At 50.3% G+C, this 19,017-nt stretch carries 18 protein-coding genes; 14 read left to right on the top strand and 4 right to left on the bottom strand.

All coding sequences use genetic code 11. The features are described from left to right. The first annotated feature begins 78 nt into the window (after positions 1–78). The 3 genes from MKX76_RS19460 (at position 79) to MKX76_RS19450 (ending at position 3,991) form a co-directional block, all read left to right on the top strand. On the top strand, positions 79–2,340 hold the full coding sequence (locus MKX76_RS19460) for a dockerin type I domain-containing protein (RefSeq protein ID WP_341034486.1): 2,262 nt from the start codon (positions 79–81) through the stop codon (positions 2,338–2,340). 206 nt (positions 2,341–2,546) lie between these two features. Beyond that, positions 2,547–3,521 carry a hypothetical protein gene (locus tag MKX76_RS19455; RefSeq protein WP_144878028.1) on the top strand — a complete coding sequence of 325 codons (975 nt, stop codon included), beginning with the start codon at positions 2,547–2,549 and terminating at the stop codon, positions 3,519–3,521. A 14-nt stretch (positions 3,522–3,535) separates the two neighbouring features. After that, positions 3,536–3,991 (top strand): DUF6630 family protein, encoded by a 456-nt coding sequence (locus MKX76_RS19450; RefSeq protein ID WP_007132500.1) that lies wholly within the window; start codon positions 3,536–3,538, stop codon positions 3,989–3,991. Positions 3,992–4,122: 131 nt separating this feature from the next. Here the strand turns inward: MKX76_RS19450 and nfi are convergent, their stop codons facing one another. Further along, a complete protein-coding gene (nfi, locus tag MKX76_RS19445) occupies positions 4,123–4,800 on the bottom strand; it encodes a deoxyribonuclease V (RefSeq protein WP_007132499.1) in 678 nt (225 codons plus the stop codon). Between the two features lie 292 nt (positions 4,801–5,092). Here nfi and MKX76_RS19440 point away from each other — a divergent pair, with 292 nt between their 5' ends. Further along, a complete protein-coding gene (locus tag MKX76_RS19440; protein WP_007132498.1) occupies positions 5,093–5,656 on the top strand; it encodes an SMI1/KNR4 family protein in 564 nt (187 codons plus the stop codon). A gap of 37 nt (positions 5,657–5,693) precedes the next feature. Then, positions 5,694–6,668 (top strand): phosphotransferase enzyme family protein, encoded by a 975-nt coding sequence (locus tag MKX76_RS19435; protein ID WP_007132497.1) that lies wholly within the window; start codon positions 5,694–5,696, stop codon positions 6,666–6,668. A 20-nt stretch (positions 6,669–6,688) separates the two neighbouring features. On the opposite strand, the gene MKX76_RS19430 is transcribed toward MKX76_RS19435, so the two are convergent. Genes MKX76_RS19430 through MKX76_RS19420 form a run of 3 tightly spaced genes read right to left on the bottom strand, consistent with a single transcriptional unit; the run spans position 6,689 to position 9,015 of the window. After that, positions 6,689–7,555 (bottom strand): DUF4097 family beta strand repeat-containing protein, encoded by an 867-nt coding sequence (locus tag MKX76_RS19430; RefSeq protein WP_007132496.1) that lies wholly within the window; start codon positions 7,553–7,555, stop codon positions 6,689–6,691. 31 nt (positions 7,556–7,586) lie between these two features. Further along, positions 7,587–8,291 (bottom strand): ABC transporter permease, encoded by a 705-nt coding sequence (locus MKX76_RS19425; protein WP_007132495.1) that lies wholly within the window; start codon positions 8,289–8,291, stop codon positions 7,587–7,589. Further along, positions 8,284–9,015 (bottom strand): ABC transporter ATP-binding protein, encoded by a 732-nt coding sequence (locus MKX76_RS19420; protein ID WP_028407379.1) that lies wholly within the window; start codon positions 9,013–9,015, stop codon positions 8,284–8,286. Before MKX76_RS19420 ends, MKX76_RS19425 begins: the two co-directional genes overlap by 8 nt. 187 nt (positions 9,016–9,202) lie before the next feature. Between MKX76_RS19420 and MKX76_RS19415 the strand changes: the two genes are divergently transcribed. From MKX76_RS19415 to MKX76_RS19375, 9 genes are all read left to right on the top strand, one after another. Beyond that, positions 9,203–9,922 (top strand): response regulator transcription factor, encoded by a 720-nt coding sequence (locus MKX76_RS19415; RefSeq protein ID WP_341034484.1) that lies wholly within the window; start codon positions 9,203–9,205, stop codon positions 9,920–9,922. Further along, a complete protein-coding gene (locus MKX76_RS19410; RefSeq protein ID WP_341034483.1) occupies positions 9,913–11,034 on the top strand; it encodes a sensor histidine kinase in 1,122 nt (373 codons plus the stop codon). Before MKX76_RS19415 ends, MKX76_RS19410 begins: the two co-directional genes overlap by 10 nt. Positions 11,035–11,379: 345 nt before the next feature. Then, positions 11,380–11,877 (top strand): pyridoxamine 5'-phosphate oxidase family protein, encoded by a 498-nt coding sequence (locus MKX76_RS19405; protein ID WP_341034482.1) that lies wholly within the window; start codon positions 11,380–11,382, stop codon positions 11,875–11,877. Positions 11,878–12,039: 162 nt separating this feature from the next. Next, positions 12,040–12,966, top strand: coding sequence for a bifunctional helix-turn-helix transcriptional regulator/GNAT family N-acetyltransferase (locus tag MKX76_RS19400; protein ID WP_341034481.1), 927 nt, complete (start codon positions 12,040–12,042; stop codon positions 12,964–12,966). Positions 12,967–13,053: 87 nt separating this feature from the next. Then, entirely contained in the window at positions 13,054–14,253 is a 1,200-nt protein-coding gene (locus tag MKX76_RS19395; protein ID WP_341034480.1) for an acyl-CoA dehydrogenase family protein, read from the top strand. A gap of 369 nt (positions 14,254–14,622) precedes the next feature. After that, entirely contained in the window at positions 14,623–15,291 is a 669-nt protein-coding gene (locus MKX76_RS19390; protein ID WP_210094188.1) for a hypothetical protein, read from the top strand. A 211-nt stretch (positions 15,292–15,502) separates the two neighbouring features. After that, positions 15,503–16,288 carry a hypothetical protein gene (locus MKX76_RS19385; protein WP_341034479.1) on the top strand — a complete coding sequence of 262 codons (786 nt, stop codon included), beginning with the start codon at positions 15,503–15,505 and terminating at the stop codon, positions 16,286–16,288. Positions 16,289–16,473: 185 nt separating this feature from the next. Further along, positions 16,474–17,238, top strand: coding sequence for a MerR family transcriptional regulator (locus MKX76_RS19380; protein WP_341034478.1), 765 nt, complete (start codon positions 16,474–16,476; stop codon positions 17,236–17,238). A gap of 268 nt (positions 17,239–17,506) precedes the next feature. Beyond that, positions 17,507–18,919: an amino acid carrier protein gene (locus tag MKX76_RS19375; RefSeq protein ID WP_028407385.1), complete on the top strand. Its 1,413-nt coding sequence runs from the start codon at positions 17,507–17,509 to the stop codon at positions 18,917–18,919. The last annotated feature ends 98 nt before the right edge of the window (positions 18,920–19,017 follow it).

Below are 19,017 nucleotides of genomic sequence, written 5' to 3'. Positions count from 1 at the left end.
CGGCGATCATCATGACACGCAGCAGTTTTTCTGTTTCCTATGAATTTATTATTTAGTGGAAGGAAGGTGCTGATTTTGATGAAGATGAGTGTAAAGATGGGACTTATGGTTATGCTTTCATGCGCTTGCGTGGCTTCGATTCACCCGGTTAACGTGACTTACGCCCAGGATTCCGTTCAGGGCGGTGCCGTTCGCTTGGAGGATAAGGTAGTATACGGGGAGCCGGAGCGTCTGGCGCAGCCGATTCGGGGGATCAGCATCTATGACGGCGCGGTTGGCGAACAGGACGGAAGAAAGGTGATGTTTACGACGGTCAAAGGTTCTCCGGCCCAGTTCAACGTGGTGGACATGGCAACCAATACGGTGATCCATAAGACGATTATGCACGGAGGGGGCGGGGACGCTTGGCATCATGAAGTGACACCGGACGGCAAGCATGTGTATGTAACCTCCCATAGAACATTGTGGCTGTATTCGACGGAAACCCAGGAAATGAAGCTGGTGCATGACTTTGGTGAGGAAGGCCCGTGGTCCCTCGCAACCGACAGCCAAGGAAATGCATATATCGGCACCTACCCTGGAGGAAAGGTGTTCAAGTACGATTTAGGGGCGGGGACGGTAACGAAGGATTACGGCAGAATGTTGGGCAATCAGGCTCAAGAATATGTCCGGTCAATCGCTCTGGATGAGGAAGGCGGGCATATTTACGCAGGGACCGCCCACGGTCAGATCATTCGGTTGGATTTGGAATCGGGAGTTAAAGTCAATATCGCCGAGCCGCTGATGAACAAACAAGAAACCGGCTTTGTCTACGATATGAACCTGGTGGATGACCGGTATATATTTGCAAGATATTCCGAGTCCAAAAATATGTACATTTATGACGTGAAAGCCTCTCGTTGGCTCGATGTCGTATTGTCCAACGTAACGGGACTGCATGTAACTGACTCCTATCAAGACAAGGTGTACTTCGTGGCAGACAATACGCTGAAGTATTATAACCTGGCGACCGGCGAAATCGGAACCACCGGCATGAAATATGGAAGCGGGCTCCGGGGCGCGGATTGGATGGAGATTGCCAGCCATGACAATCCCGATCTAATCGGGATGAACTTGGTGACCATGCAGTTTGGAGGAGGGATTGTCTATTTCAACGTCTCGCAGAACAAGCTGACGGTGACGCCTCCCGTCGTAGAGGGGACTCCCCTGAACATTCATGTCATTGAACAGGGCAAGGACAATCAATTGTTTATGAGTACGCTCGGTGCAGGTACAGGAGCTGTTTACGATCCGGAGCAACAGCAAGTATTGCCGATCTCGCTCGGTCAGGCCGACAGCATGGTTTATCATGAGGATGCCATGTATATGGGGGTATACCCTAAGGCCAATGTTCACAAATATGATCAAAATAGGGAGCCGGGAAGCGGTAATCCCTCCCTGTTCCTGCAGGTTGACCCGGAGGCTCATCAGGACCGCCTAATTGAAGCGACATCCGGAGGGGGACGCATTTATTTTGGCAGCGTGTCCGCATACGGCGTGAACGGCGGTGCCGTGACGATTATTGATCCCAAGGCTTATGCCGAGAATAAGACCGGCGTTACGGTGATCCGAAATGTAGTCCAAGATCAAAGCGTCGTCGGGCTGGCGTATAAGGATGGCATTCTGTTCGGGTCCACCAATATCCATAACGGCCTTGGAAGCAACCCGACTGCTAATGAAGCTAAGCTGTTCACCATGGATGCCGTGACCGGTCAGAAGCTCGACGAATGGTCCATTCAGCTTGAAGGTATTGATAAGCCTGAATTTATCGGTCGTCTAACGGTCGGGCCACATGACGGACTTATTTGGGGAGCTGTTAACGGAACGATATTCGCGATGGATCCGGCGACCAAGGAAATCGTTAAGCACAAGCAGATTCACAGCGGTCCGTTCAACTACGGGGCATGGTCGTCCGTTCCTTTGGAGTGGGATTCCGACGGCATTCTGTACGCCCTCTTCGGCACGAAACTGGTGGCGGTGGATCCGGTTACCATGGACTTCCGAACCGTAACAAGCGCCTACAGCTTTACGATCGGCGATGACGGGTATCTGTATTATTCGGATGGCGAGGACCGTACGTTCTTATCGCGGATTCAGATTGGTACGCAGTCCGCAATGCCTGAAGACGTTGACGGCAACGGGATCGTGGATCACCGGGACGTCAGACTGGTAGCAAGGCATATCGGTAAAGAACCGGCGGGCGATTTGCGGAAGCTGGACGTGAACCGGGATGGCGTTATCAACGCGCTGGATGTCAGAAGCGTTACGGCGAAAATGAATGAGGAACGAAAGCAACCATAATTGATGGAGCGGCCGCCCGATTCGGGCGGCTGTTTATTAGGTTGGACTTCGTAAAGGGTAAGCGGGGCATGCGCATCATTTTCATGGGGTTATTTTGGCCTGTTGCAAGGGTTTCGTACTATCCATCTCGAATATGAAATTCTAAAATCTAAAATCCATGGAACTCTTTCTCTTATTCAGCTAGGTTCATTGATAGGGAGGATGTAATGCTAAACCAAAAGAAATTTGAAATGGCATATAAAAGATATAGTAAAAATTTTGTGGATGGGATCAAATTTGAAGATGTTAAAGATAAATATGATGCCAGCAAAAGCAAGATTGAGAAAATCGTAGAGCAAAATGACACAGAGAAAGATCATATCCTATTAATAAATCTAAATAAAATTTTCTCATATTACTTGTCACAATGGAAACACGAAGTATTGATCAGCGGTGAAAACAACCCAGAAGGATTAAAGAACATGCAGAAGGTCGTGTTTTATCAATGTATGGGGCAGGACCTTTATACAATCAGGTATCCGGAGATGATCTTGGGATATTCGTTTAAAGAAGTCGTTATCACCTTGGTACATTTCACTATGTATGGATGGGAGAAAGAAGAAAATATACTATATGATTTTGTGGTTCATCACTTCGGTGGACATTTAATCGATGCCAATGAAGAGAACAGACATATTTGGTTTTTGCTTGAGCTGTACCTGCAGTATAGAAATAAAACCATCATGGGAACGAATAAACAATTGCATCTAGCCGTGAAAAATAGCTTTAAGGAAGCTGGACAGCGATGCGGATCAATCCCTGATGATCTAGACGTTTATGAGGAAGTGCTTGAACGATGGTCCACAGGTGATTTGCAGGAAATAGAATCTCTGATTTCGACAATGTCCCTGTATCATTCTGCATTAGCTTCTGAAATTGGACAGCTGGGTGAGTTTGGTGAGTTTCGATATGGATTTTATCCATTTGAAATCCTATTCTTGCTCCATGTAAGAAGAAAACTGGGGTTGCCGGTTCCCTCTCAGCCAGATGGATTGCTCATGAATACCCCGGAAGCGAAAATGGTGTTTGGAGACCCTGAGCCATACCCTGAATGGGACCCGATGCTTCAAAAGATCGATCAATTCTATCGTGAAAACTATCCCGAATACATTCCTAACCGGCATGGGGAGTTGTTTCAATAAGGGGGAGAAGAAGTATGCAGGATCAAGAGATAGCACAGCTGCTATTCCCTGATAACAAGGATCTCGAACCGTTTTTGAGAGATGAAGGAAGTGATGACATCCATGAGGACCTATTAAAATTTGGTCTGAAAACGAAACAATTTTTATACGTGGACTATAAAGGTGAGCAATATCAAGAGATCGTCAATTTTATTCTCGACTATGAATTTGCCCATCATATTGAATTAGCAGCCAAAGAAGACCTTGAGCATTTAGAAGCGTACAACTATGAATTTTTACCTGATAAAATCAGAGAGGTTAACAAGATACTGTCACCTAAGGGGTATGGGCTATTTTCATATCCCACATCGGGCGATTTTTACGCACTATTCATTGCAAAATTAGAGAATATAACAACATTACTGCAAGAAGAATTGCTGCTCGATGATAGAATCCCTTTTCTAGAAAGGTGTATCCAGTATTACAGGTAGGCTTGCTGGAGGCGGCGTAAATCGCAGATTCAACATCGTTTGGTACAACAAATCACGTATACTACACATCTCGGTTTACCCGTGAAAAGTAATACTATACATAACAAGGATGGGAACAATCCCATCCTTTGCTATTGGGTAAGCTTTAATCCCTTTCTAACGATTTGGTCCGCTTGGCGGGTCGTTTCCGGCAGGCGGAATGTGGGGGAGAGCTTTAAAATCCATTCGCACGCTGTCGCCAGAGAAATGCGGTGGCCGATAGACACAAACACAGGGTTAACGCCGTCCTGGGTGCGCAATACATTCCCAATTATTTCATGTTGATCCATGAGCGGTGAATACGAGCCTCGCTGGATATCGGGTTCAACGTAACTTCCCGAGAGCTTTGTTTTTCCGCAGCCGATCGTTGGAATATCATAAAGAACTCCCAGATGGCAGGCCAGCCCAAAACGTCTCGGATGCGCGAGCCCTTGACCGTCGCAAACGATTAACTGAGGCAAGATGCTGATTTGCTCAAAAGCTTTCATGATCGGCGGAAGCTCCCGAAAGGAAAACAACCCCGGAATATACGGAAACGAAACGCTCTCTTCAACCATAACGGTGTCAACGAGGGTTAAGGAGTCGGCCTCTAAAATCGCAACCGCAGCGATAAGCTTATCATTCTGCTCACTATAGGCAACGTCCACGCCTGCGACATAACGAACCGGCTCCAGCGCATCTTCCTTCATTACTTGCAAAGCCAATTGATGCTGTAGCTCAATGGCTTCCTGCTCGTCTAAATCCCACCTGTGCGTAGTTTTTAATTCCATTACACGTGATCCTCCAATGGTTGATCGTAATATTTTATCAAATATCCATAGGCACATAAATATGCACCTGTTTGGTATTGTCTGTGCAAGACGGTAGAGCGGGAATCTTGTGATCCAAGCAGGGATCCTTGTCATGCTATAATATGGAAGATCCGCTGATAGAATCAAGGATAGGGATCATGGAAGAAGGAACATTCGGTTTCGAACCGGAAACGAAGCACATTCTCTTCCCTCTCCGTATAAATTAGCAGCGCTGAGCGGGTTGTATTTTCTGCATAAGGAGATTTGGAACATGGACATACGCGACTATATCAAACGAGGCTTTGAGGCCTATTACGCAAAATACAGCCAGGTTACGGAGGACGGCTTCTGCAGGTGGATGCGCCCTCACGTTCCTGCAGAGATGAAGGCTACCGATACCGACGAGGAGTGGTCCATCTGGAAGCTGGTCCCTTCCGTTGTAAGTGAAGCTGATATTAGGGAACTGGAAGACGGGTACGGATTGACATTTCTCGAGTGGTATAAAGCATTTATCTCTACATATCATCATTACTTTGACGTCATTCCTGAGCAACCGGTGGACGAGCCGCTGGATAACGTCAGGGATATGTACAATCCCTTGTTGTGCCGGCTGGGCTATCTACCTTTCACATGGGATTCCGAATACGGCAAGATATGGTGCATCGACGTAAATGAAGACGCTGGCGAAGACTTCGGTGCCATCTATGAGATCGAGCATGAAATCTTATTTGATCTGGATGAGGAGCAAACGGACCGGGCTGAGCTTAAAGCATCGCTGGATTATCTATACAGGGACTTCAAGACGTATTTTGACCATACGTTCCTCAGAGGGTGATATAGTCAATAATTAGGAAGGGTAGGGAGAAGCCCAAATGCAACATGAACAGCTGCAGGATATTTTGATTCAATACGGCATCCGGGAACCGGAGATTACGTTTATCAGGCATAATGAGAATCGAACCTATAAAGTAAAAGGCCACGACGGAAGCCCATATCTGCTGCGCATTCATCAACCGGTCAAAGACGGGATGGCCGGTCTGCAGCATACCTATGACGGTCTGCTGGGTGAACTGCAGATGCTGGAGGCGATGTCAGACCGGGATCATCTTCTCGTCCAGAGGCCGCTGCGTAATCGAAAAGGTGACCTGATTACGATCATCGAGCTCGAGGGGAAGAGGTGGAACAGCTCTGTGCTGTCTTGGCTGGAGGGAAGAGACCTGCGGAAAGAAGACGTAAGCGACCCGATATTGGTCGAGAAGCTGGGGACTCGCATTGCAGAGCTGCACCAATTCTATAGCCAGTACGAGCAGGAAGGCCTGGACAAGCGTCCGAGTCAGGGGATTGGCTATAATCAATATATGATCGAGGTTATAAAGAAAGGGCTAGGGAGAGGATTGTTCGCTTCCTCCGATGTTTCCCTTATTGAACAAACAGTATCGCTGGTAAATGCCCGGCTTGAAGCTGGCGGACAGCAAGATGCCTGGGGACTCATCCATGGCGATTTAAGCTTGGGGAACATCATCATGACCCCGGAAGGGGAGCTGGGTTTTATCGATTTTGGTTTTTTCGGGCCAGGGTATTATTACACGGATGTTGCTATGGGTGCCATGATGGTTCCATCGGAGCTTCGGGATCGTTTCTTGAAAGGCTATTATGGCAATGATTCTACGGGAACAGACGAACTCGTTCTGCTGGAAGGCTTCATGCTGCTGGCCATTATCGGATACTATGTCTTCCAGATGGAGAATGAATCCGTCCATGCATGGATGCGCGAGCGGATGCCGAAGCTGTGTGCCGAGTACTGTACACCTTATTTGTCGGGTGAACGCATATTTTATTCCGTTTAATTGCCCCCGCAGGAACCCAACTATTTTACACTGATCGTTCCGTCCTGGCTGACTAGCTCTAAGGTATTTGATGCATCTCCAATCGTGCCCTCTACGGATTGTTCCGTGCGCCGTGTTTCCTTAAAGCCGTCTAATCGGGCGCGGATATCCGATGAGCCGCTGTTCGCGGTAAGCTTTAATGATGCCGGGGGCGTTGTATAGGAGACGGCGATATCACCGGATTCTGTCTCAACGCGCAGCAGCCTTCCTTCTTCGGCCGCTTTGATCGATACCTCCCCATCATTTGAGGCTATTATCATCTCAGGGCTGGTCACGTTGGTAATATAGCTGCCGCCGCTGCCTGTGGTTACCGTTAATTCGTTTAGCGAGCTGTTTGTCAGCTGGATATCCCCGTCTATGGAAGTAAACTCACCATGGTCCGCCGAGAGCCCTTCGAGATCGGCTGAGCCCGAATGGTTGGTTAAGACCACGCGAGGGGCCGCGACATCCTGCAGCTGGATATCCCCCGCGTCGTTATTCAATGTAATCGTATCGACTTCATGGTCAGGAATGGATAGGGTGATCGTGCCTTTTTTGCCAAAAGTAAAGCCTCCCATGCCATCCCCTTGATCCTCCTGGGTCACGATGATTTTATTCCCGTCAAGATCTATCGTTACTGGTTCGCTCTTATTGTTCTGCCGCTTCCCATCGCAAGCGATGGTGATGCTTGGGGAATCTGAATGCTTGAATTCGATATCCCAAGAATCGTTGTTGACTTCAATTTCATCAATTCGGTCGGCCCCAAAGGATACCTCATGGTTATATTGTGATGTTCCTAGGCCTCGGCAGCCCATAGCTAACCCGCCAACGGCAAGCAAGACCAGCGAAGCGGTTATGATTTTTCTCATGTTCGATTCCTCCAGTTATCTACGGTACATCTTAGGCCACGTCGCATCGATCCACTCTGTAAAAAGAAAAATAGCCAAGGATCAGCCCAAGCAGGCAGAGCGTCATCGGGACGGCAATGAATTGGAACAGGCTGGTCGAGCTTCCTCCGTTAGACACCGTGGCATTAATCACGAAGCTAATGATGACAGCCGAGGTAATCGTGGAAGCCGTCGACTTTTTCCTCATGCCAAACAATAAAGGAATCAGGCTGATTCCGGCGATCATAAAGGCGTTTAGCAGCGTTGCCGGAAGGGTAGCCATCATTTCATCCACGTGAACCGATCCTTCAAATAACCCGATCTTCGGATTCAAGAAGTACGTTAACAGATTGATGACAACCGTCGTGACGAGGATGCTGAATAAGCAAAACCCAAATACAATCGATAGCTTGGCTTGCATGATTTTTTTTCGCTGCAGCGGGTAGGTGAACAGCACCTGGATCATGTTGCTCTTGTATTCCTCAATCACTAAACGCGACAAAATCACGCTTGCGAAAATGATATAGGTGATGCGCGTCAAAATATCCGCTAAAGACATAAATGCGGCGTAATTCTCAAACATCGGTTCACTTTCACCGCGCGAGCCCAGAGCCATCAAACTGACGGCGGCGAAAATAGCGATGATGCAAACGGCTAATCCTTTAAAATAACCGGTGATGTTGCTTTTTTGCCATTCCAGCTTTATGAGTTTAAGCATAGCGTTTGCCTCCATGAATGAGATGAATGAAGTAGTCTTCGAGCGATCCGGCATGCTGCCTTCGGATGTCCTCCATCCTTACTTCCTTTAACAGGGTTCCCTGATGAATAATGCCGATCGCATCGGCGACCGATTCGATTTCGGACACGATATGACTCGAGATCAAAATGGTCGTACCGTAATTCTCCTTAAGCAGCAAGAGAAGCTCTCGCATCTCCTTGATCCCGATCGGATCCAGTCCGTTGATCGGCTCGTCCAGAATGAGGATGTCCGGCTTCGTAACCAGGGCGCGCGCGATCCCCAGCCGCTGTTTCATGCCTAGTGAAAATTCATGGATTTTCTTCTTCCCCACGCCGTGAAGACCTACGATCTCCAGCGCTTCCTGGATTGCCGGCTTATTGCGATAATCCATGTATCTGCAATGAAGCTCCAAATTGGCCTCGGCCGTCAGCCGGTCGTAGAACACGGGATATTCAATGATGCTGCCGATTCTTTTTAAGTATTGAACCGATGACGGTTGAATCCGCTGATTGAATACTTGGATTTCACCCGAAGACGGCTTCACCAGGTTTAATATCATTTTCATCACGGTTGTTTTGCCGGCTCCGTTCGGACCCAAAAACCCGTAAATCTCCCCTCGGTTAATACGCATGCTGACGTTCTTAATCGTTTCCGTGCCTTTGTATGCCTTGCTTATCTGATTGATTTGAATGACGGCGTCCATGTCTGATTACCTCCCGTTTCGTAGTGATGTGCTACCCTAAGCTTAGGGAATGAAAGTAAAAACAAAGTAAACGGTGCGGAAAAAGCTCGTAACATTTTACTTCGATGGAGCCCCTGCCTTTTTAAATAGAGTAAGATAGAGAGACAGCATGTTTGAGGATACATATGAAATGAGGGAAGAATTGATAATGGAATCTGCATCCATATTAGCTGTCGATGATGAAATTGGGATTTTGAAGCTGCTGGAGATTACGCTCCGGAAGGAGAGCTTCACCCATATTGATACCGCCTCATCGGGCAAAGAAGCGCTGCAGCGTGTCAAAGAGAAGACATATGATATGATTTTGCTCGATATCATGCTCCCGGACCTTAGCGGTTTTGAGCTGTGCACGGAGATCCGGAGGCATACGAATACGCCGATTATTTTTATCAGCGCTCGCTCTACCGACTTCGATAAAATTACGGGGCTGGGGCTTGGCGGGGATGATTATATTACCAAGCCGTTTAATCCGCTGGAGGTCACTGCCCGAATCAAGGCGATTCTTCGCCGGCAGAGACTCATGGAGAATGCGACTCAACAAAACACGGCGTACGATTACGGATACTTCTCTTTTCATCCGGAGTCGGCAACGTTAACCGTAAAGCGTCAACCTGTAGAGTGCACGGCGAAGGAGCTGGAGCTGCTGCATTTCTTCTGCAAGCATCCGAATCATATCTTTACGACGGCGCAGCTATACGAATTGGTGTGGGGAAATGATGTGTTCGGAGAAGAAAAAACGGTCACGATCCATATCTCCAAGCTGCGGAAAAAACTCGGTGACGATACCCGAAAGCCGAAAATCATCGTGAATTTAAGGGGAATCGGATATAAATTCATCCCCCCGAATGAGGAACGGCTATGCGAATAAAAACACGATTCACGATCCATTTGGCATTAGGACTTATTCTATGGATGCTGGGGACCGGTTTGCTCATTGTCATTATGCTGGAAGGGCTTCTTCCCGTGCTCGGTATCCATATCAGCATGGACGATGAAGGTCTTGTTGTAGGAGGAATCTTCGGGGCCAGCACGCTGCTCTGCATTGCCTTGTTCGGATGGTATTTCGGCGGCCCGCTCGGCTTCATCATGTCCTGGATTCATCGACTTTCACAGGATATTTACAAGCCGCCTGCTAATGTATCCAAGATATATACCCGAAAAGGCAAGCTTCGCATGCGATTTCGCCTCTATCGGGAGGTGCTGGAGCATCTGCAGTCCTTGGGCAGCATTTTGCAAGCGAACGAAATCGAGCGAACCCAAATCGAGCAGGCGAAGCAGGATTGGATCGCGGGGATTTCCCATGATTTGAAGACGCCGTTAACCTATATCAAGGGCTACTCGGCCCTTTTATTGAATGAGCAGTACGAGTGGTCGAAGGAAGAAGCGATTTCTTTTATCCGGGAAATGGATGACAAGGGTAAGCATATGGAGGAATTGATTCAAGACCTAAGCTTAGTCACGCAGCTGAATCGCGCTGATGGCGCGCTCCCCTTACAGAAGACGAATCAAGATCTCGTCGAATTTACGAAAAGGGTAGTGGCCGATATCAGCAACAATCCGCAAGCGGGCAGCTATCATTTACATTTTCAAGCGGATTCTCCTGCCATTCATGTTGATTTTGATTCGAAATTCATGCAGCGCATCCTGCAAAATATAATGATGAACTCCGTCCTCCACAATCCTGAGCATACGGATATCTATGTACAGATCGCGGACTCGGGAGAACATGCCGTTATTCGCATCAAGGACAACGGCGTCGGCATGCCGGCTCATACGGTAGAGCATTTATTCCACCAGTATTACCGCGGGACCACCACGGACTCTTCCTCTGAGGGGACGGGGCTCGGAATGGCGATTGTCTACAAGCTGGTCCAGGCCCATGACGGTACGATTACGGTGGAGAGCGAGCCATCGAAGGGGACAACGTTTACGGTTCTGCTGCCGAAAAAGGGCTTGTCCTCTCCGGGCAGTGAGCATTAAACGAATAATCATATGATCCGCCCGTCAAATCGTCCAGAGATTTGACGGGCTTTTTCATGGCATGGCTGAATGGCCTCCTGCGGAAATCCGTATAGTTTCGCCGAAATAACGCATCCTACCCATATCTGCGCTTCTTGGGAAAACGGAGGATGGGCGAGGGCGGCTGCCCGGTTGCTGTTTGTTTAAAGATTCGATTGCAGATTTAAGAATCGTTTAATTACAAAGTTGAACTAAAGAATTTTGTAAAGAGGCAAGAGTGAGAAATGAGTGATCGGAAGAACATTTTTCATAGCTGCCTTAAACGCAAAACATCGACCGACATAACTACATGAATGAGGTGATACCATGTCGAAGGATGCAGTAATCAACCAAGAAGCGGTCGAGACTGTTAAGGATATTATCAAAGACGTTGAAACCGCCATGCTGTCGACCATATCGGAGGGCGGCATCAATTCCCGGCCGATGCAGACGCAGGATATCGAATTTGACGGAGACCTGTGGTTCTTGACCAAGAAGGATACGAGCAAATACAAGGAAATCCTGGAGAATCCGAACGTGAACGTCGCTTATGTCGGCAAGTCGTATGTGTCCATTCGCGGCACCGCGGAAATCGTGGATGATCTGAACAGGAAGAAAGAGCTTTGGAATAAGATGTACGAAAAATTTCTGGACACGACCTATGCTGATCCAAACATCATCTTGATCAAAATCCGGACCGAGACGGCCGAATACTGGGAAACGGGAGACCGAATGAAGACCGTAAAAGCGTTCTTCCGGAAAATGACCGGCCAGCGCCAGGAAGAGGATTCCGAATTGAATAAAACCGTCGACCTACACAAGTAGGTAAGGTGGTTGGAGCGGGTCACCATGGGAAAAGCACGGAACTTACGGATTCCGTGCTTTTTGTCGTTTATTTAATTGACTGTGTCAAATTATTAATTGACTTAGTCAAATTAAAATGTTAATTTTTTGCTATCCGAATAAGAAGAAAGGGGCTTACTCAACATGACAGATGCTACCATCATTCAGACGATCCGGCGTTTTAACCGTTTTTATACGAATGTGCTCGGACTTCTCGATCAACATCTGTTGAACAGCGATTTTTCTCTTTCCGAGGCAAGGGTGCTGTATGAAATTCAGAATACGGAGCATTGCACGGCCAAAATGCTGATCGACAAGCTGAGCATCGACGCCGGTTATTTAAGCCGCATTTTAAAGCGATTCGATAAGCTCGGGCTGACCTACCGCGTTCAATCCGATAAAGACGGCAGGTCCTACTACCATTACTTGTCCGATCAAGGCCGTGAGATGCTGCACAAGCTTGATGCGCTATCCGACGAGCAGGTCCGCCGGTTGATTGAGGGACTGCCGGAGCACAGAAAGGGCCTGATTGCCAAGAGCATGACGGCCATTGAAAGCTCCCTCTCCGGCGAAGAGGATCGCGGCCCGGGCGTGGTCATCCGCACCGAGCTGCGACCGGGGGACGTTGGCGTTCTGATCCATCTGCACGGCTGGCTGTACGCGGAGGAATGCGGTTATAATCATGGATTCGAGGGCTATGTTTGCAAGACCTTTCATGAATTCTTCCAACGTTATGACCGGGAGAAGGACCGGTTCTGGCTGGCGGAGGCGGACGGCCGCATCGTCGGCGCCATCGCCATTGTCGGGCATACGCCGGACAAAGCGCAGCTCAGATGGTTCATCCTGCACCCCGATTTCAGGGGAAGGGGACTTGGCAAGACGTTATTGAACGAGGCCGTCAAGTTTTGCCGGGAAAAGGGCTACCGGAACGTGTTCCTGGAGACGACCGAGGATCAGAAGAATGCGATTCGGATGTACGAGAACGTCGGCTTCCGCAAGACCGGCGAGCGTCCGAACGAAGCATGGGGCGTAAGCCACGTCGAGCAGGTCTTCGAGCTTCACTTGCCATAGCGTCCCTTCATTGACACCCCAAATCCGGGTTGCTACAATTTCTATATTGCTACCGGAATACACGGTATTGAAAAGGAGGGGGCGAGCTTGAACCGATCTTATGCCGCAGATCCATTCATACGAAATGAACGCGAGGCGAACATTGCGGAGCGGGCCGACCGGCTGGCCGCCATATTCGCGGAGAGAGCTCCCAAGCATGATCGGGAAGGATCGTTTCCGTACGAGAACTTTGAAGATCTCAAGGCGTCAGGCTATTTAAAACTAACCGTTCCCAAGCGATTTGGCGGAGAGGAAGCCTCCGTCTATGAAATGGTGCTGGCCCAGGAACGGCTGGCGCGCGGAGACGGCTCCACCGCACTGGCTGTCGGCTGGCATATCAGCCTCATACTTAAGCAGCGTCTGACCCGGGCATGGCCCGAGGCATTGTTTGAAAGTCTGTGCGAATCGACTGTCAAGGAAGGCATCGTGATCAATGAGCTGGCCAGCGAGCCGGCTACCGGAAGCCCGAGCCGGGGAGGCCGGCCCGAGACGACGGCGGTAAAGGTCGATGGAGGCTGGAGCATCACGGGCCGCAAAACCTTCAGCACGTTAAGCCCGATTCTAAAGGTATTTGTCGTTACGGCGGGAATCGAAGGCAGCGAGCGTAAGGGGGCGTTTCTCGTTCGGAGCGGTCCCGGCGTGGAGCTAGAGGAGACCTGGGATACGATGGGCATGCGTGCGACGGGAAGTCATGACGTCGTCCTGAAGGACGTATTCGTACCGGATTCGGAAGTGATTCGGGACGAGAATTACGAGATGCCGTCCTCTCCCGTACCGACTGAAGGAACGCTGCTTCATATTCCGGCTTGTTATCTGGGGATCGCTTATGCGGCCCGGAATTTTGCGATAGATTTTGCGGCGCGGTACCGGCCCAATTCGCTGACGGTGCCGATTGCGGAGCTGCCGCATATCCAAAGGCAGATCGCTCTGATCGAGGCCGATTTGATTACGGCCAGGACCTATCTGTACCAGGTGGCCGACCGCTGGGACCGGGAGCCGGACAACCGGGCCTCACTTAAGGCGGAGCTGGGGCTGGCTAAATATACGGCGACCAATGCGGCTGTCCGCATTGTGGATCAGGCGATGAGGATCGTCGGCGGAAGCAGCTTGTCCCGGAAGCTCCCGCTCGAACGGATGTACCGGGACGTGCGAGCAGGGCTTCATAATCCGCCGATGGACGATATGGTTCTGACGAATCTGGCCAAGCAGGCGATTCGAGAGCGGGAGGAACGGCCGGATCAAGGTTGACCCGGCCGACAATGACCATCTGAAGCCTATGGCGAAGCACATTTGGCACCGTACTAAGCTCCGGAGCGCGGCGCTTGGCGTGATATAACGGTATTCAGCCACGGAGGCCGAACGTGATGCGAGAATTAGAATAACATGCAGCGCTAGAGGGGGAGAGCTCCTTCTGGCGCTTTTTTTGTTATTACATGCATGACGGCAATGATTGGGCATTATGATGATAAAGCCGTTATTTCTCAGAGCCCGCTTCCCGCTTAGCCGATAACAACCCCGAGGATGCGGTTAACGGGGCGGTTTACAGGGTATAAATGGTAACGGAATTCGATAGGCTTAAGCGAAAAGATGATGGACTGGAAGGGAGCTGACACAAGTATGGATGCTGTACTCTACTTGATATTGGCCGCTCTGTATATGGCGCTGTTCGTTTATGGCCTGGTGCTGTTCAAGCGGGATCCATCGCCCGGGCTGCGGTATCTGCTGCTCGTGGTGACGGCGGGGCTGGTTTGGGACAACGGAGTTATCGGACTTGGCAGGTGGATCGGAGAAGGGAGGCTGCTTGAGCAGCTGAATCTATCGCGCTACTGGGTGCATGCTTTGGCAACGCCTTTATTGGCGCTGGTGTCCTTCGATCTGATCCGGCGGTCGGGAAGCGCCTGGGCCCGGAAGCCGGGGGCCGCTTGGGGGGCTTGGCTCGTGACCGTCCTTCTCATCGTGCTGGAGGTTGTCACGGTAACGATGGATCTGTCGCTTGCCCCTTCACATCAATACGGTGCCCTTCGATACGTATCCACCGAATCGTCCGGCCCGCCGCTGATGGTCATGATCGTCCTTGTGCCGCTGCTGCTTGCAGGCGTGACCGTATGGCGCAGAGAACGGTCGCCCCTGCTATTCATCGGCACCATATTGATGGCGGCGGGAAGCGCCATTCCAATCCCGGTTGAAAGCTCTGTCGTGACGAACGTGTTCGAATTGCTATTGCTTCTTACCTTGTGGCTGACGGTTCGCAAAGTCATGAATGCTCGCACTTGGTCCTTTCGTTAGGCTGGCAGAGCCTGATCCTGAAGCCCGGGATCAGGCTCTTTGCAATAGAGTTCGGCTCCGTGGCCTGTAAAGGACCTGCCCGCTTGCTGCATTCAGCAAACCTTCAGCTTGGCCTAAGCCAGGAATAAGGCTGCTCTAAGCCCTGTTTCAGCTTCGCCTTCTATACTTCGGATTGTAAGCAAATCTAAATCACCCAAAAGGAGAGATTGCAATGAATCCGATTAGTAAAAAAGTGCTGGTAAGCAGTGTGGCGGCAGCTCTGGTACTGGGAGGAGCGGGATACCTGCAAAGCAAGGTCTTCGCCGCCGCAAGCACAGACGCAGCGGCTTCCGCAACAGAGGCTGGACAGGCAGGCACAAACGCCGGGACGGACACGGATGCCGTGAAGAGCAGCGATGGGAAGCGTTTAGGAATCCGGGGCGGCGGTCCGTTTGGCGGCCATTTGATGACGGAGGCGGCTGAGGTGCTTGGCTTGACGGAAAGCGATATCCGGACAGCGCTCGAGGCTGGCAGCACATTAGCAGAGATTGCTGAAAATAACGGCATGTCCACATCCGATTTTGTGCAGAAGCTGGTCGCGCTGGAATCCGCCAAGCTGGATGAGCGTCTAAGTGAGGGAGGTATATCAGACACCAAAGCGGCAGAGCTGAAGGAAGGGCTGAACGAACGATTGACTGAGGCGGTTGAGAGGAGTGCGCAAGACCTTCTAATGAAAGGTCATGGCAAAGGTGGCCGCGGCTTTGGGAAGTTCGGCAAGCCTGAGGAAATCGCTGCATTGCTCGGAATGACGGAGGACGAATTGAAGGCGGGCCTTGAGGGCGGACAATCGCTGGCCGAGCTGGCGGCCGCTAAAGGCATGACGGAGGAAGAGCTGCTGCAGAAGCTGAAGGAGCAATTGACGGAGCCTTTAAAGCAATGGATCCATGAGAAGAGCACGCATTCGAATCCATCTGATGCATCGAAGACGGATACGGAAGCTGAGTCAGCCGCCGAATAGTTAAGATCTCATGGATGGTTTAAGATATGGAATGTACAAGCCGGGGGGACCGGATATACTGGAGACTGCAGGGGCGATGGGTCCCGCAGTCTTCTTTTTACGAATTGGGCGAATGTTTTGCAATGATCCTGTTGACCTTAACGTTACGTTAAGGTGTACAGTTTAGGATGTCAGGAGGTGAAATCATGGAATATACCGTACAGAAGCTTGGACGGCTGGCTGGGATCAGCACCCGGACGCTCCGATATTATGATGAGATTGGCATTCTGAAGCCGGCCAGAATCAACTCGTCAGGCTATCGAATCTACGGGGAGGAGGAAGTGAACCGGCTGCAGCAGATTTTGTTTTACCGTGAGCTGGGGCTCCAGTTGGAGGAAATTGGGGCTATTATATCTTCGCCATCCTATGACCGGACCCGGGCGCTGAAGGAGCACCATGTGCAGCTTCTTGACAAGAGACGGCAGCTCGATCTGCTAATTGCGAATGTGGAGAAGACGATTGCCTCCGCTGAAGGGAGAATAACCATGAGCGATCAGGAGAAATTTGAAGGCTTTAAACAGAAGATGATTGACGACAATGAGAAACAATACGGCAAGGAAGTCCGTGAAAAATATGGTGATGAGCAGGTGGATCGGTCCAATGCGAAATTGAAGGGCATGACGCAGGAGCAGTACGAGGAGGTGACCCGTCTGGCTGACGAGCTGTATGCGACGCTTGCCGAAGCGTTCAAGCAAGGGGATCCGGCCGGGGAGCTGGCACAGCGTGCGGCGGATTTGCATAAACAGTGGCTTACGTATTTTTGGAGCGATTACAGCAAGGAGGCCCATGCGGGTCTTGCCCAAATGTATGTGGATGATGAGCGGTTTACGGCACACTATGATGCGAAGCAGCCGGGAACGGCGGCGTTCCTGCGCGATGCGATTTTGATTTACACCGGCATGAAATCTTAAGGACCCATCGCCATGACACGAAGCTAAGTCATCCGCTTCGAAAATCTCCCCTCTGCGTGCGGTTAACCCGCAGTAGAGGGTTTTCGTTATGTCCGGATATACAGTGCCATAGGCTCCATTCCCCCTGATCCCCCGGCTCAAAAGGCCGGCCAATTTCCACAATCTGTTCCTTGTCACCCGCAGGGTAAAAATGGTTAGATGATCTTTGGACTAATTTTCACAAATCCTGCACCAATCGGTGTTTATCTCATATAAAACGGGGGGAATTATGGAGCTGTTTATTCAACATGCGGTGGACATCATCAATGATTTTCTGTGGTCCAAGCTGCTCATTGTATTGCTTATTGCCGGAGGGCTGTATTTTACGTTCGGCACCAAGTTTTTGCAGTTCCGTCTGCTGGGTGAAATGTTCCGGGTGATCCGGGAATCCAAACCGAAAGCCAAAGGAAGCATCTCTCCCTTCCAAGCATTTGCCATCAGTATGGCGGCGCGGGTCGGAACCGGAAATATTACGGGGGTTGCGATCGCGATATCGCTCGGAGGGCCGGGCGCCGTGTTCTGGATGTGGATCATTGCCATTATCGGAGCGGCTTCAAGCTTTATTGAAAGCACTTTGGCGCAGATTTATAAGATAAAGGACGGCGCAGGAGGCTTCCGCGGCGGTCCGGCGTACTACATTCAGCAAGGCCTGAAGAAGCGCTGGATGGGCGCATTGTTTGCCGTGCTGATCACATTATCCTTCGGATTGGTGTTTAATGCCGTTCAGTCGAATACGATCACGATCGCCTTTGAAAATTCATTCGGCTCGAGCCGTTTAACGGTGGGCCTTGTGATGGCTGCCATCTTCGCCGTTATTATTTTTGGCGGTGTGAAGAGAATTGCGAAAATGTCGGAGCTGATCGTCGTCGTGCTGGCTGTTCTGTATGTCGGTGCCGCGCTGTATATCATTCTGGCCAACATTACGAAGCTGCCGGAGGTGCTCACGCTGATTGTGAAAGGCGCGTTCGGTTATGAGCAGATTGCAGGCGGCACCCTCGGGGCGGCCCTAATGAACGGCATCAAAAGGGGATTGTTCTCCAATGAAGCGGGGATGGGTAGCGCCCCGAACGCTGCCGCAACCGCAACGACGAGCCATCCTGCGAAGCAGGGGCTCGTGCAATCACTTGGCGTGCTGATCGATACGCTCGTTATCTGCACAAGCACGGCATTCATCATTTTGTTTACGGGCGCATATAAAGAGACCGGGCTGGATGGCGTTGCCCTGACCCAAGCGGCGCTCGGCATGGAGATGGGGGCATGGGCGTCGGATTTTCTGGCGATCATGATTTTCCTGTTTGCGTTCAGCACGCTTCTGGGCAATTATTATTATGGCGAAACCAATATCGAATTTTTGAAATCGAATCGGGCCTGGATATGGCTCTATCGTGCCTGTGTGCTGGCCATGGTGATCTTTGGCTCCGTTACCAGCGTCAAGCTGGTATGGGATCTTGCCGATTTGTTCATGGGGCTGATGGCTATTGTAAACCTGATTGCGATAACGCTGCTTTCCAAGGTGGCTTTTGCCGCCTTGAAGGATTACTTGAAGCAGCGGCGGGAAGGGCTGGATCCGGTCTTTACCAAAGCGAGCATCAAGGGATTGGAAGATGTAGAGTGCTGGGATGGAAAGCCCGGTTCGCCATGAACGGATGTACTCATTTGATATAAATACAGGATTAATTCGTTACGGTTTGCAGCGGGAAGCTGCAGCCGTAGCGTTTTTTTTTATGTTTTTTCGTAACA

Source organism: Paenibacillus sp. FSL R5-0810 (assembly GCF_038002285.1).
Taxonomy (GTDB): domain Bacteria; phylum Bacillota; class Bacilli; order Paenibacillales; family Paenibacillaceae; genus Paenibacillus_AQ; species Paenibacillus_AQ lactis.
This window is presented reverse-complemented; position numbering and strand designations above follow the sequence as displayed.